This window comes from Chitinophaga sp. MM2321, from assembly GCF_964033635.1.
Lineage (GTDB): Bacteria > Bacteroidota > Bacteroidia > Chitinophagales > Chitinophagaceae > Chitinophaga.
The window spans coordinates 6,635,711-6,650,972 of the sequence record NZ_OZ035533.1 but is presented as its reverse complement, the minus strand read 5'-3'; the positions used below and the strand labels follow the sequence as shown (position 1 = coordinate 6,650,972).

Here is a 15,262-nt window from a genome sequence, read left to right as displayed (position 1 = left end):
AGTAAATACCTTTGTGTGCAATGGCAGTTAGCACAATGAGTAAGATACTAATCATTTACACGGGCGGTACCGTTGGTATGATCTACGATGATAAAACCAAGGCACTGCGACCGATCGGATTTAATGAGATAAGAAATAATTTGCCGGAACTATACCGGATGGGCATCGATTTTTATGTATATGCATTTAATCCGCCTATAGATTCATCAGATATGCAACCGGAGATATGGGTAGAACTGGCCAGTATTATTGAAGACAGATATGACCGGTACGACGGCTTTGTTATACTTCACGGATCTGATACCATGGCATTTACTGCCTCCGCATTGAGCTTCATGCTGGAAAATCTTTCGAAACCAGTGATCCTTACAGGCTCGCAACTCCCCATAGGCAAGATCCGCACCGACGCCAAAGAGAATATCATCACAGCCATGGAAATAGCCTGCACCCGGCAGAATGGCGGCGATGCTTCTATGGTACCGGAAGTATGCATTTATTTTGACTTCTCCCTTTTCAGGGGCAACCGTTCCAAAAAATATAATGCAGAGAAATTCGAGGCATTCTATACAATGAACTATCCCCAACTGGCAGAAGCAGGCATTGATATCAAGTTCAAAAATCAATTCATACTACCGCCACCGTTAGCCCCGCTGAAAGTGCATAAAGAACTGGAAACAAATATCACTGTACTCAAATTATTTCCCGGCATTACCCGCAGAGCGGTAGAAGCAACCCTGAGTGTACCAGGTCTGAAAGGAGTGATCATGGAAACTTTTGGCAGTGGTAATACCAACACCCAATCCTGGTTTATTGAAAGCATCAAAAAAGTAATTGACAACGGCGCAATAGTAGTAGACATCACCCAATGTGATGGCGGCTCCGTAGAACTCGGAAAATATGAAACCAGTCAGCACCTCGTAGAGATAGGCGTGGTAAGCGGCCATGACATGACCTTTGAGGCGGCAGTCACCAAGCTTATGTTTGTATTGGGTCAGGGATTTTCTCCCTCAGAAACCAGGAAGCAGATAGAAACATCGCTAAGAGGAGAATTAACTCCTATAGAAGTATATGAACAGTAATTCAAAAAATATATCAGCGGGAAATACTGTAAGTGGTATTTCCCGTTTTTTATTTTCCGCAGATTTACATTAAATTTAAATGACCGGATCCCTTCCGGTATGTGTTGTTCCCCGGATTTTCTATTCACCACAAAATCTATTTTCACTATGAATGTTTCCTTATCACAGAAATGCATTGCTGAATTCTTCGGCACTTTTGTGTTGGTATTTATGGGTTGCGGCAGCGCCGTACTTGCCGGCGCACATGTTGGCTTCCTGGGTATTGCCTTTGCTTTTGGCTTGTCGGTATTAACGATGGTGTATGCTATCGGACATATTTCCGGTTGCCATATCAATCCGGCCATCACTATTTCTATGCTGGTCAACGGTAAAATTTCGGGCAAGGATGCAGGCGCTTACATCATAGCGCAAATAGCCGGAGCCATTGTAGCCTCGGGGCTGCTTTTTTTAGTGGCGCAGGGCAAAGCAGACTATAGCCTCGCCGCAAATGGACTGGGACAAAACGGTGTGGAAGGAGGTTCTCCGGATCACTACTCGCTCATGAGTGGTCTTATTGCTGAAATTGTGCTCACGGCCATTTTCCTGGTAGTAGTACATGGCAGTACCAGCAAAAACAACCACAACGGGATGTTTGCCGGCGTAGCTATTGGCTTGTCGCTGACGATGATCCACATCGTAGGCATCCCTGTTACAGGCGTATCTGTAAACCCCGCACGTAGTATTGGCCCCGCCTTATTTGTAGGTGGCGATGCGTTGTCACACCTGTGGGTATTCCTCGTAGGACCCATTATCGGCGGGCTTTTAGGGGGTGGAATCTGGCGGTTGTATGATCGTGCCTAAAAAACTATTGGAAATTTAAAGTAAACGATTATCTTTGCAACCCTGAATTGGAAATTCAACTCTTCCAATTCGTTCAGAGATAATCACGGAGAAGTGCGGGAGTGGTTGAACCGGCACGCCTGGAAAGTGTGTAAGCTTGAAAGGGCTTCAAGGGTTCGAATCCCTTCTTCTCCGCAGCTTTAAAGCCCTGGTGACTTAATTGTTATCAGGGCTTTTTTGTGTGTGTCCACATTTGCAATACAGGCAAGGGTTTTAACTGATTGTGTATTGTGCAGCACTCTTAATCTGTTGTTTTTTATTGCTTGTAATTCTTCTTATTATTCAATCTGGAGGTAGCACTGAAGGTAGCAGTACATATTTTTGGAGGTAGCAGTAAAACATCATTTAAGAACTTTAATATCAATTATTTACATATTTGCAGCTTTAGGCCATTTCTTTAAAAAGGAGTTCTACAACCTTTTAAAAAATGGAAGGAATCAGAATTTTTATCAGCTTCTTTGTCCTCGAAGCTGTATAGCTGAAAATATCTAAGTTCTCAAAGTCAACATACATCAACCTCTAAAAAATTAATTACTTTGAAACACATACATTGGGAAATAGTAAAAGTTGTAATGTTCTCCTTGTAAATTATTACACATAATCTTATCACTACACAATAAGACCTTATGAGTAAAGAATTATTGGATCAAATGAACAGTCCTAATTCAATAAGAATAAGTGAAAAAGAGGATAAAAAATTACGAATCACCAAATTTCTAAATAAAGGGGGTAATTCAACAATTCGAGAGGTCACTTTTAGATATGGGCTTATGTTTGACCTAAAACTGGCATCAGCAAGTATGGAACGCCATTTGAAGATTTATGAACAGGAGGTCGATAATGAAGGTTGTGATATTATAATTGAAGATCAAACAGGCTTTTCCAGAAAAATCCAGTTAAAATCTATCTTCCACTCTAAAACTAGAGCATGGAAGGTTCATAAATCAATCCTTCGACCCGCATTTAGTCAAATGGAAGATTATGCGTTTGATACAGTAATATGTCCAAACTCCCCTGGTGGAGTTATCCTAATTGAAGCATCTTTAAACGATCTACCTAATGAATCACTTCCTATTAAACTAAACTATTCCTATACTGACATCAATATAATAAATCTCATAAGTTTAGGAGTAATTCAGACTGGTAAAAGTAGTGCCTTAGATGCCAAAGAAATTCTTCATGAGCTTAAGGTTCCCTTTGGAAAAAATATAATTGAAATTAAAAAATCTCTATTCCTTCAACTGAATGGCTCCCTTTCTTTAATAAAGGTAATGGGATTTAATCAAGACCTTGACTTTGTCTACAATTCATGGAAATTTATTCAGACAAATCTTGCACCTAGTCAATTTTACAGAACAGAAATAAGAGATTATAGCCCCTATCCAAAAGACTTTTCGATCATAGATGAATGGAATAGAGTAAGAAAGAACAAAACGCAAGGATGTTTAAAAAACATACTGGGGATACTTAGCGACATAAGGAGGAAATTCTGATTTAATTGCTAAAGAACAGTCAACCATAAACCTATATCAGGTATTGACTGGCCGACTGGTTTTGGTTTGAGGTGTCTTAAGTTGGTAAAAGTTTTAGAAGTCAACATACATAGATCTATGAAACTTCTGCCCCTCTTAAAACACACTTAATTTTGGTAAGGGGCAAAAGCTGTAAGTATTCTCTAGGGGGCCATAAATGTTGGATGAGAGTAAAGACCTGCACGAAATATTCAGTAGGTTCATTTAGAATTTAGTTTAGCTTCAATTTTTTCAGAATTGTATGCAAGAATAAAGTATTGATTTGTGTAAACTGTTTGTAACGAATTCCCTATATTTAATGATCAACCCCTGAAATATGAAATTTAGCCAAAGGATGGGTATAGCCCCAATCACGAAGTCAATTCAACTGGAATCACTTGATTTAGATTTAAGAAATAGTTTATGGAATGTCTATACTAGTACCATCTGTTCAAAGATTCAATTGGATAGACACCAAGAAGGGCTGAATACCTTACAACGACTATTGGCAAACCATTTATGGCATAATGTATATAAAAAAGCAATTGATACGATTCCATTTTACAAGGTCAATCTGCTCAGCTACTTCAGAAAAGAAATACTTGAATCTGAATGGTATCAAGCATTGGAATTGATAGAAGAATCAGTTAACTATCTATATAAAATTGGCTCACTAGTCGATCTAGAAAGTGTGGAAGCAACCTTCAACGAAGTACTTGAAAGAGAGTTTTCTGGCTATAGATTCATAAATGGGTTAATTGCTCCCATAAGTAACAAACGAGAAATCAAAGAAATTGAAGAAGCCATTTCTGTTTCCAATGTTTATTCAGCCCTGAATGGATGTAATATTCATTTATCAATGGCTTTAGCTAAACTATCAGATAAACTCAATCCTGATTACAGAAACTCCATAAAGGAATCTATTTCTGCTGTTGAATCTCTTGCAAAAGTTATCTCTGGAAAAACCAGTGATACTCTGAATAGCGCAATTGATAGGGTTAAAAGTAAATTAAAAATCCATAAGAGTCTTGAGCAAGGACTAAAAAACCTTTACAACTATACAAGTGATGCTGATGGAATAAGACATGGATTAATGGATGATCCTAATTCCGATTTTGAGGATGCAAAATTCATGCTTATTTCTTGTAGTGCATTTATAAATTATTTGATTGCTAAAGCAAACAAAGCTGGCATTACAATTAATCAAGTCTAACCTATATAGCAATATGAATAAAGAAGATTTTAAATTCCTAATACCTTATTCTGGTAGTGCTTTAATTTTTATGGGAGCAATAAGAATTATCTTGTATTATAGATTATTCACTATTGACATAACGTCATACTTAGATTTTTCGGAAATATTAACCCTATTTCTAAATGATATAATTTTCACTTTTTTCATCGTCCTATTTACAGTCATAGCAGCGAGCATGACAAGCATCAGCGAGAGGACGATTATTGGCCTTAGACCTAATTTAAGTGAGGAGAAAATTACCAAAAGAATAATTGCGTACAACTATGCCTACAAATTTCCATTTATATTTTTTTTAATAAGCACAGTTTTAGCTTTGCCTCTAATCTTTTTTGGGAAATACCTAATAATGGCTTTATGCTTAATTAGTTTACCACTTTCACTAATGCTAATGATAACATTGGTAATGGAATATAGAAGACTATTCTTTAAACAAAATAATAGATACCCAAGGATGCTCTATCTCCCATTGGGGATATTTATAACGTTCCTCGCATTACTAACATCAATGACTTCTCTTATGGAATTTGAGGGTGTGAAAAACAGAAAGTACTACTATGGCTCAACTGTTACCTTTAAGAACAAACAAATATCCTCTGATAGCATCTATTACTTTATTGGTAAAACAAAAAATTACATTTTCTACTATAATGAAAAGGAAAAGAACTATGATGTATATCCTATGGCAAATGTAGAGAAAATAACAATCAAAATAGATCAATAGCGTCCTAATAGGCCAAGTTTAATACAATGCTTAAGTTTTAAAATTGGAGTTCTCAAGACGTCTAGTTTACATACTTAGTGAAATAGTCCATCAATGGGTTAACGAAGAAAGATACATTAGGATAGCAAACACGATAATTTTTTTTTGGGTAAGTATCCCACAAACCTTACTTACTTTCTAAACTCTCCATAAAAGCAATGACATCCTCTTTTTCTTTTTCAGTGAGGTGAAGACTTTCTTCAGAAAGCGTTTGATTAGAAAGATTTATTCCTAAGCCCACAGCTCCCGCATTATTATAAAATTCCATTACCTGGTCTAAAGTCCGATATACTCCATTGTGCATATAAGGCGCAGTTTTATTGATATTCCGGATAGTGGGAATCTTAAAAGCATTTTTATAGGAATCAATACCAATCACGCTATAATAACCCAGATCCGGGTCCAGCGTGGAATCCGCCAGGGAAGCGGGAACACCCAACACTTCCGTTTCGCTCTCAATGTACTTGGGGGGAGTAACTCCATTAAACAAGGGAGCGAAATGACAGGTAGCACATTTCGCTTTCCCCATAAATAAATTAAAGCCTTTCAATTCCTGCTTTGACAGGGCATCTTCATTACCGCGCATATACTCATCAAACCGGCTATTGAGTTTTGTCAAGCTACGAACATAGGAAGCAAGGGCATTTGTCACCTGATCCGGACTGATTCCTTTTTCGGTCTTTGCAGAAAAAGCCCTTGCGAATAACGACTGATATGATTTATCCGCAGAAACATATTTTATGATCGCATCCATCGAACCATCCATCTCCTGTTTGTTACTGACTACATCACGCACCTGACCCTCCAACGTTAACGCCCTCATATCATAGAAATAATTTGACTGTAAAGCAGCGTTGAGTAACGTCGGTACATTTCTCGTCAGCAGTTTTGAAGGAACATGAATATCTGTATGCTTAGTCAGTCCGTCCGTAAATGCCAGATCAGGGTTGTGGCAGGAAGCACAGCTTCTTGTACCGGTACCGGATAGTGATACATCATAAAAAAGTTTTTCACCTAACGCCACTTTAGCAGCTGTTATATGAAATTCAGGACCGGGAGAAAATGCATCTGCATTAAATGCACCGGAATCAAACAATGTTCTTACCTCCTGCCTAAGCATTCGGTTATATTTAATTTTACGGCCCGGTAAATCCTGCTCCAATTGTGCTATCCCGGCGCTGATCTTATTTCCGAAGCGTGTAATAAATGCCGCTCTGTCGAAGGAGTCAAAATCAGGATGATGATGAAGATATGTTATGGAGGCATTCAGATCCTGTAATAAAGACGTTTTTTTCTTTTTATTGATATAGAAACAAAGGATATCCCGCAGACTTTTTAAAGATGCGGACGATTCTTCCATACTCTTCAAAGAAAGAGAATTATCAAATCCGGTAATTCCCAAAGTGATTATCCTGAATACCTCTAACTTGGCAGCATCCAAAATTCGCCAATCGGCAAGCGGCTGATCAGCAAAATAAGAAATCAGATACTCCGTATTTGTTATTAGATGCCTGATTTCACTGATCAGCTCTTCTTTTCCGGCTGTATCGTACTTCGGATAGATAAATTGCTCAATCACCTGCAGGCCCATTGGATCAACAGCACGGGCTAAAGAAGGGTCTAATAAATCAGCATTCTCGATCTCCTGTACAGGGGGGCCATTTAATCTCTTTGTCAGGTCGGCAGTAAAATACTCCGACGCCCATTCAAATTTTTTGAACAGCAATCTTGATTTTAAAAAGGCTTGCCGAACGCTTTGTTCGTCAACCTTATCTTTACTAACCTCTAAAAAGAAGGTATCTTTTACATAATCGTGGAAGGATACGATTTGACTGAAAATTTCTTTTTGAATTTTCCGTTCACGCGAACTGGATTGTGTTTGTTCTGTATGATTCGATTTAACGGAGGTGAAGCCTGCAATAAATATTCCTATACACAGAAATGCTACTGTTCCGATCTTCTTATACATAACACATTCCTCCTCCTGAATAACAGTGATTTATTTAAATATCAGCGCATTCCTGAACGGATTCGCATTTTTATCCCGTTGAGCCAACGGTTCTATTCCCCATCTATGCTCTATAAAAGAAAGAATGCTGACTGTCTCATATTGTGTGTTATCTATGTAGCCTTTTTTGGCAAATGGCCCGATAATAATTGCAGGAATACGGCTTCCGGGCCCCCATCTGTCAATAACCGGTGGGTTTACATGATCAAAAAATCCACCAAACTCATCGTAGGTCAGAATAACCAATGCATCCTTTGCATTGGGTCCTTCCAATACTGCATTGATCAGGTTTACTGCCAGTTGTTCTGAAGAATATACATCAGAACTGCCCGGATGTTCGTCATTTCCACCGCCGGGTTTCACAAAGGAAACGCTGGGAAGGGTGCCTGCTTTTGCTGCTTTAATGAAATCATTCTGATCCTTCAAGTGTTTCCGGCCTTCTGTCCCGTCTTCATACCGGGCAAAATAAAGGAAGGGTTCATGATTATAAGCAAAATTATTTTTCTTTCCTGCCACCGCATCGTCCCATCCCTCCGAATACCAGGCCCAGGATATATTTTTTTCACTCAGCCGGTCGCCAATAGTCGGCATCGTCTGGGAGGGCAATAATCGGGAAGTATCCGATTTGGGAGGGTAAGGTGTGTTTCGTGAAAGAACATGATTGACAACATAGCCATCAGGAGTAACTATGCCATCCTTTATCATCTTGCCATCAGCATCGACTTTTGCGATCAATGATTCCGGGGCATCCGGCCAAACTGGCGCGGCGGCAGCAATCAAATAAACATGGTTAAAATAGGAGCCGCCAAAGACACTCTGAAAAAAATTGTCGCACAGCGTGTATTTTTGAGCCATTGGATACAGCGGTAGCTTTTCAGTCCTGTAATAACCCATCGCCAGTCCTTTGGAATCATTATATGCCGCAAACTTATCCATCTTTCCTCCGTCAATTTGCAACTGGTTATGAAAAAAACGGTGAGTAACATCAGGCGTTTTCTTGTCAGACGGAACATATTTGTCTATATTAAAAAGTTCATTTGGCAGGTTGGTAGGGAAAGAGTTGTTCCTCGGAATCTCAGGAAGGTACTTATAAGGTTTTCCATCCTTGTCAACCTGTACAACATTGCCCTTCTTGGCATTTTCAATACCATTTGCTCCTTTGAACTCTCCATACAGATTATCAAAACTGTGGTTTTCCATATAGATCACTACCACGTGGTTAATCTGCCGGATACCATCATCAAATGAGATTTCCTTGTGTTGCGCTTTTTTGCTGATCACGCAACTACTGATCCCAAAAATGATAAGAAACGTATAAAAAAATCGTTGTAAAGACATTCCGTTTTCTTTTTAGAAGATTTAATTATAAATAAAGAATATATACCGCTGAATGTAGCCTTCAGTTGGTGGGATTTCAAAATAAGATTCATTACATCCGCGTATCCGGCGACTTCTCAGCCTTTATCATATATACACATAAAACTACCTAATTATACTCAATTATTTACATATTAGCTCTAAATACCCGCAAAATCATCCTATTATACTATAGCGTTACCACTAGCCTTACACCATCCGGCATTTCCATATCCCAAAGCTTTTCAATATCCTCCAGCCTGATAATCTTTATGTCAACCTTTAGCTGACCACTAGCTGCAAGCTTAAACATTTCCGGAACAATGCTATGGAGCAATTCTCCCAATTCCGCCCTGGTCCAACTCCCCAGGCCAGAGCCTGAAAGCTCGAGATCAGCACTTCTTAATATTTCCGCAGATAATTGGATTTTATCTCCTGTAACAGATCCAATAGAAACAAACCGTGTCTTGGGTGTAAACCTCCCATTTCCCGCCAGTGAAGAGAGTATAAGTTCTGCGCTGTGCCCCCACAGATAATCGATGACCACATCAATGGGTGTATGATTGTGTATATGCTTAATTTGTGCGATCACGCTTTCGTCATCTTGTTTGAGAGAAATGACTTCGTCGGCGCCCAATGCCCGTAAAGCTTGTAGTGTTCCCTCATTCCTACCCGTTACGATTATTTTCTTTGCGCCATAATACCTGGCGATCTGTACGGCGATTTTACCGGTAAATCCTGTCGCACCGTTTATTAGTACGGTCTCGCCTTTTTCCATCCGCGCCCGAAAACGAAGTGCCATGGCCGATCCCGCGACAGCATTCGGCAACGCGGCAGCGGTGGCATCATCAAGATCTTCCGGCACCTCAATCATGCTGTCTTTTTCGATAACAGCCTTCTCTGCCAACATACCATTGCCAAGCGCAAATACACGCGTACCATTGGGCAAAATACCCACTCCATCGCCGCCAATAACTTTTGCTTCAGCTATATCATTTTTTGTGGTATAATGTTTTCCGCCAGCCATTGATCTATCCAGATGTTTGATAGCTGCGGCTTGTATGGAAATTACAATTTCATTTTCACCCTGCGCAACCGGGTCAGGAAAATGTGCTGTGTATTGCGGAATTTCTCCTTTCTGATGCATTATTACTGCTTTCATCGTTTGATGCTTTAAGTTTGAGAAGGTCTCACAGGTTATAATTTGTAGCCTGTGGTATAAACAGGGCAAAACTAAACAGCGATCTTATCTCCTGCGATAACATTTGTTATTAAATTGAAATGCTATTTTTTCTTTGCCAGCTGACCTTTAATACGGCTGAGATGAACAGTAGTAATGCCTAAATAGGAAGCGATGTAATGCTGCGGAACGCGTTTAACGATTTGTGGTTTCTTGTTAATCAGATCAAGATACCGCTGTTGAGGGGTATCTTTAATAAATGAAAGGAAGTGCTTCATATAATCAAAGGTCCGTTCAAATATGGCATCGATGAACCTCCTTCGCAATTCGGGAATATCAGTAATTTCCTCAATTATCCTGTCCAGATCTTTTTTATAGATCCACCACAGGGTGCTTGGCTCGATTGCTTCAAGGGTACCAGGGCTGGGTATTTCCTTCCTGAAACTTTCTATGGATGCAACAGTATCGTTTTCAAAGAAAAACTGGAACGTAACATCTTTGCCATCATTATTAAACCAGGCACGAAGGCAACCCTTTTCAATCAGAAACAGTTTACCTGAGATTTCGCCTTCCTTCAAAAGCACTGTTCTGGCAGGAACATCAATACAGCTGAAACAACTGGTATAGTCATTCCATTTTTCATCATTAAGCGGAAACCTGTTTTTAAATTGCTCAAGCATTTCTATCTGAATAATATATTTTTCATTATATACTTTTGCCCCGTTTCACAAAGTAAATCATTTTTCAGTATGCTTTACGGCCTCTGAGTCTCTCTATAACATTACAAAATGCTACCAAAGCCTATAGAATATCAAATTCTACAGGCTTTTGCTTAAAGATTACCTGATTGCTTGTAAACCTGCTTCCAACCATTTTCCTCTTTCGAATAAGCTGCTGTAACAGCAAATTTTTCAGGATCTTTACCCACAAATTTCAGGGTTTCTATATAGGTCAATATCACTGTATTTTCATTCGAATTTACAATTCCGAAGTCCTCTGCAGACCAAGATGCTATTTTACGATTTGGAAGCATTATATATTGCTCAATAAACACCGTTTTTGTATACTGTTTATTATCGGCAGTTTGCAAAATAAAATTATCTGATAAATATTTTTTCTGTAACTCAGCTTTGCCATTTACGGCATCACTCAGCATATCTGTTTCCTGTTTTGAAAAAAGTTTTAATAGCGGTTCTTCTTTAATATATTTTGTCAGTTCAGCGGTAGCAACAGGACCGTTATGTGTTGGATAAATTGTTTTTACGTTATTATCTTTCGCAATTTTTTCTATCCGCTTTAAGTTCTGGTCTGCCAGTTGCCTGTTCTCATGAAAAAAATGTTCCCGTATGTGATGTCCATCTGGTACCAATCCGGTACAAATTACATCCTGCTTTTCAAAAACCGCTCCCGGTAATCCTTTGGCAACAGCCCTGTAATGCGTTTGAAATGCCGGTAGAAGTTAGACAGGTTTTCAAAGCCGCTGGCGTAGCCGATCTGGGATATATTATCGTTGTCCTGCATCAACAGGCTGCATGCATGGGTGATCCTGACAACGGTGACATACGTTGAAAATGTTTTAAGGGTATGGTGTTTGAAATACCTGGAGAAAGATGATGCGCTCATACTCAGCATAGCCGCTACTTCTTCCAGGTAGATTTGCCGGGAGAAGTTTTTCATGATAAACTCAAATACACTATTGATTTTGGCTGTGTCCTGGGCGGTTTCTTTTGTCCGTAATGTCCTGCTGTGTTCCGCTACAAAACTTGTTGACAGCATCGGCCTTAATTCACGGCTCTCCGATAGCCTGATCAGGATATCCAGTAGGGTAACAATACGGCGTGCAGGCTTCTCTGCTTCCATTTTCAGGAGCTTATTCCGGATGTACTGGTTGGTGTTGCCACAAACCTGTAAGCCAAGAGCGGACTTTTGCAATAGCTTCCGGACAAGTTTCATTTCCGGAAGATCGAAAAAATTAGTGCCCATGAAATCATCCGTGAAGTGAATGAAAACGGACCTGGCTTTGAGCAGCTTATGCCCATTGTAATAGGGTTCATCGTTTCTGAACAGATGGGGGATGTTAGAGCCGATCAGCATCAGTTCACCCGATTCAAAACGGCCCACTTTATCTCCAATAAATTTGGTTCCTATACTTTCCTCAATCAGCGTCAGCTCATACTCTTCATGGAAATGCCAGGGCTTATCAAAGTAATCGCATTCCCACTTCTCGTACAGAAAGGATGCATCACTTTTTAATGGTAATTTATGTAGCCTTGCCTTCATATAGTGTGCATAATGCTGCCCGGATTCCACGGCTACAGGTCATACACCCGCAGCCCTTCCAATAATCAAGATACTACATTATTGTGTCTCCGGGAACAATACAGGTTACAGTCTGCACACACAATTCCGGTTAATAAGTAGCCCTCCCACCAGATATATCATATATAAATCCGGTGGAAAAGCTATTCTCATCAGAAACAATATAAGCAGAGATGGCGGCCACTTCTTCTATTGTTCCCAAACGTTGCATGGGTATTTTTCCAATCATGTATTCCAGTTGTGCGGCTGAGGTATTGTCGTTCATGGATGTTTTGATAACAGCAGGTGCCAGGCCATTCACGGTAATTCCGGTTTTGGCAAATTCCTTTGCCACCCCTTTAATCAGCCCTATCACGCCGGCTTTTGTTGCGGTATAACCAACCATACCGGGATTACCTTCTTTGCCGGCCATAGAAGAAATAAGGAGTAAACGGCCTTTACCTGTTTTACTCATCATTTCCAGGCTGTATTTAGTAATAAGAAAGGCGCCCTTCAGATTCACGGCATATACGGTATCAAATGCAGCGGTGGGGAATGCCACTATTTTTGTATTAGTGGGCCCTACAATGCCTGCGGCATTTACCATGATATCCAGTCTACCCCATGCCTGATCTACTTCCTGCAACGCTGCCACTATCTGCTCTTCATTGCTGATATCCACAACAAAACCCCTGGCAGTGATACCTTCCTTTTGCATTTCAGCTACGGTTGTTGCCAGCAGATTGTTGTTAATATCGAATAGTGCCAGTGTGGCGCCTTCCCTGCCCAGGCGCAATGCTATTCCTTTTCCTATACCTTCCGCCCCACCAGTTATTACGGCTATTTTATTCTTAAATCTATCTATATAATCCATAATCAATAATTGTTGCTCGTTGATGTCTTTTTCCTGCCTATTTCTTCTCCAGCTTAATTAAGAAGCCGCCGCCCGGTGCCATATGTATTTTCATTGTTTCATGTCGCTGTACATCAGTATGCTCTATCACGTAATCCGCCGCATACCGGTCTGCATTGATGCCATCGCGGCAAATGGTTGCCTTGTATCCGGCATCATCCAGGAAGTCCAGTTTAAGGTTGATGTCCCGCTCCGTCCAGTCTGTCATGCCGGCAATGTACCAGTTATCTCCATTCCTGCGGCTGGTAACGATCCATTCTCCCACCTTTGCATCCAACACATGTGTTTCATCCCAAACGCTCGGAATGCTGCCTGTCAGTTCCATATAGGCCGGCTCCTGGTAGCCCTGGGAGGGGTTTCCGGAAAAGAACTGTAAAGGACTGTCATAGATGACCGTCATGGACAGCTGGTGTGCTCTTGTTCCCGGGCTCATCACATGGCCTTCAATGGGCCGGAATCTTTTTTTCGTACCGTTATTCAGCAATCCCGGTTCATAATCCAACGGCCCTGCCAGCATTCTTGTAAACGCCAGCAATACGTCGTGACCCGGCGATACTTCCGTACTCCAGATATTATATTCAGATCCCAGTACGCCTTCGCGGGTAAGGGCATGCGGATAGGTGCGGTTAAATCCTTTTGGAGGAAATGATCCGTGAAACATCAGCATGATCCTGGATTCCGCACATGCTTTCGCAATACGGTGGTGCATGTCTACCGCCGGTTGATCGTCTCTTTCAATGAAGTCGGTCATGATGAAATCCACGTCCCATTTTTTGAACTGGGCCAGGGCGCTGTCCAATTGGCGTTCCAGCGTGAGGGCCAATGTCCACATTGAAATTTTCACACCTTTTTCCCGGGCATATGCCACGAGTGTATCCATATTAATATCGGGATTGACCTTGAACAGGTCATTATTATCGCTCCATCCGGCATCCATCATAATACGATCGAAACCAAAGCGGCTGGCAAAATCTATATAATACTTATAAGAGGCAGTATTTACGCCTGCCTTGAAGGGGACGTTGAAGAGGTTCACATCAATAATCCATTCATCGGTGATATTTCCTGGCTTGATCCAGGAAACATCTTTCACGCGGGAAGGTGCGCCCAGCCTGTAAACGATGTCATTCATCGGCAGGTCTTTATCTTCCGGGGCAATCATTAATACTCTCCATGGGAAAGTTCTGCTGCCCGCTGTCCGCGCAATATAATCAGCACCTTTACTCACCCGCGCGGCAGAGTACAACGCTTCTTCCACCTTTATTTCCAATGGATATGGCGGGAATACCGCTTTCAGGGATGCGCCGCCGTTTGCCTTCAGGTGTAAGCCGGGATAAGCTTCCAGGTCCGATTCCGTGATCGCAATTTTAGGATTGGATTCGGGGGTAACCAGCAATGGGGTGTAAGTCATTTTTTTAGCCGGGTAGTCCGCCATCTTCCGGTGAACGTACTGGTCTTCGAAACTGGTCGAAAAAGAGTTGTTCTCCCTGCTGGGGGTTTCCGGGAAATAAGCGGAAGGGTTGCCCGGGAAATTAAACTCTGCCACTTCGTTCCTGATAATAATATTTTCTTTGAAAGCAGTACCGATACGATATGCGACACCATCGTCATACACCCTGAATTCCACGGTGTATGGCTGCCGGAATCGCAGGGAAAGGCGATTGTACAGATCCGGTATTAACCGGCGCTTTTCCGGCACCGGAGAAATTATCTGTTCATTCACTTTTACAACGGCGGATGAACGGATACGCTTATCTGCCGACAGCGATCCTTTACCTTCAACTTCCAGGTCAATAAAAGAAGGTGCTATAATCGTGTGGCCTTCATAGGTAACCGCGTAAGCCAATTTTTCAGCCATCCACACTTTTACGCCGATTTTACCCGAAGGGGAATGCACCCGGAGCGTGTCTTCAGACATAGCTGTGCCAGCGATCAACATCCCACACAGTACCAGGCAGGTACGCATAAAGACCGGTTTTCTCTTCATCATAATTCGAAATATTTATAAAAAATCAACATGAGC

13 protein-coding genes and 1 tRNA gene are annotated in these 15,262 nt (G+C 41.0%); 6 read left to right on the top strand and 8 right to left on the bottom strand.

Annotation, left to right across the window (positions count from 1 at the left end):
• Positions 1-35 precede the first annotated feature (35 nt).
• From ABQ275_RS26140 to ABQ275_RS26115, 6 genes are all read left to right on the top strand, one after another.
• Positions 36-1,079 carry a type I asparaginase gene (locus ABQ275_RS26140; protein WP_349316100.1) on the top strand — a complete coding sequence of 348 codons (1,044 nt, stop codon included), beginning with the start codon at positions 36-38 and terminating at the stop codon, positions 1,077-1,079.
• Positions 1,080-1,226: 147 nt separating this feature from the next.
• Entirely contained in the window at positions 1,227-1,919 is a 693-nt protein-coding gene (gene aqpZ / locus ABQ275_RS26135; RefSeq protein WP_349316099.1) for an aquaporin Z, read from the top strand.
• A gap of 87 nt (positions 1,920-2,006) precedes the next feature.
• Positions 2,007-2,093, top strand: a tRNA-Ser gene (locus ABQ275_RS26130).
• Positions 2,094-2,584: 491 nt separating this feature from the next.
• Positions 2,585-3,451 (top strand): hypothetical protein, encoded by an 867-nt coding sequence (locus ABQ275_RS26125; protein WP_349316098.1) that lies wholly within the window; start codon positions 2,585-2,587, stop codon positions 3,449-3,451.
• A gap of 355 nt (positions 3,452-3,806) precedes the next feature.
• Positions 3,807-4,682 (top strand): AbiJ-NTD4 domain-containing protein, encoded by an 876-nt coding sequence (locus ABQ275_RS26120; protein WP_349316097.1) that lies wholly within the window; start codon positions 3,807-3,809, stop codon positions 4,680-4,682.
• Positions 4,683-4,695: 13 nt separating this feature from the next.
• Complete coding sequence (locus ABQ275_RS26115; RefSeq protein ID WP_349316096.1) at positions 4,696-5,445, top strand: hypothetical protein; 750 nt, start codon at positions 4,696-4,698, stop codon at positions 5,443-5,445.
• Between the two features lie 166 nt (positions 5,446-5,611).
• Here the strand turns inward: ABQ275_RS26115 and ABQ275_RS26110 are convergent, their stop codons facing one another.
• From ABQ275_RS26110 to ABQ275_RS26075, 8 genes are all read right to left on the bottom strand, one after another.
• The gene (locus tag ABQ275_RS26110) at positions 5,612-7,453 is read right to left on the bottom strand and encodes a cytochrome c peroxidase (protein WP_349316095.1); all 1,842 of its coding nucleotides are present in this window, start codon (positions 7,451-7,453) and stop codon (positions 5,612-5,614) included.
• A gap of 30 nt (positions 7,454-7,483) precedes the next feature.
• A complete protein-coding gene (locus ABQ275_RS26105; RefSeq protein WP_349316094.1) occupies positions 7,484-8,830 on the bottom strand; it encodes an alkaline phosphatase family protein in 1,347 nt (448 codons plus the stop codon).
• A 208-nt stretch (positions 8,831-9,038) separates the two neighbouring features.
• Positions 9,039-10,010 carry a zinc-binding alcohol dehydrogenase family protein gene (locus ABQ275_RS26100; protein WP_349316093.1) on the bottom strand — a complete coding sequence of 324 codons (972 nt, stop codon included), beginning with the start codon at positions 10,008-10,010 and terminating at the stop codon, positions 9,039-9,041.
• Positions 10,011-10,132: 122 nt separating this feature from the next.
• The gene (locus ABQ275_RS26095; RefSeq protein WP_349316092.1) at positions 10,133-10,708 is read right to left on the bottom strand and encodes a Crp/Fnr family transcriptional regulator; all 576 of its coding nucleotides are present in this window, start codon (positions 10,706-10,708) and stop codon (positions 10,133-10,135) included.
• 152 nt (positions 10,709-10,860) lie between these two features.
• Positions 10,861-11,397 (bottom strand): nuclear transport factor 2 family protein, encoded by a 537-nt coding sequence (locus tag ABQ275_RS26090; RefSeq protein WP_349316091.1) that lies wholly within the window; start codon positions 11,395-11,397, stop codon positions 10,861-10,863.
• An 11-nt stretch (positions 11,398-11,408) separates the two neighbouring features.
• Entirely contained in the window at positions 11,409-12,308 is a 900-nt protein-coding gene (locus ABQ275_RS26085) for an AraC family transcriptional regulator (protein WP_349316090.1), read from the bottom strand.
• A gap of 130 nt (positions 12,309-12,438) precedes the next feature.
• Positions 12,439-13,200: an SDR family NAD(P)-dependent oxidoreductase gene (locus ABQ275_RS26080; protein WP_349316089.1), complete on the bottom strand. Its 762-nt coding sequence runs from the start codon at positions 13,198-13,200 to the stop codon at positions 12,439-12,441.
• Between the two features lie 37 nt (positions 13,201-13,237).
• A complete protein-coding gene (locus ABQ275_RS26075) occupies positions 13,238-15,229 on the bottom strand; it encodes a glycoside hydrolase family 97 protein (protein ID WP_349316088.1) in 1,992 nt (663 codons plus the stop codon).
• Positions 15,230-15,262: the final 33 nt, after the last annotated feature.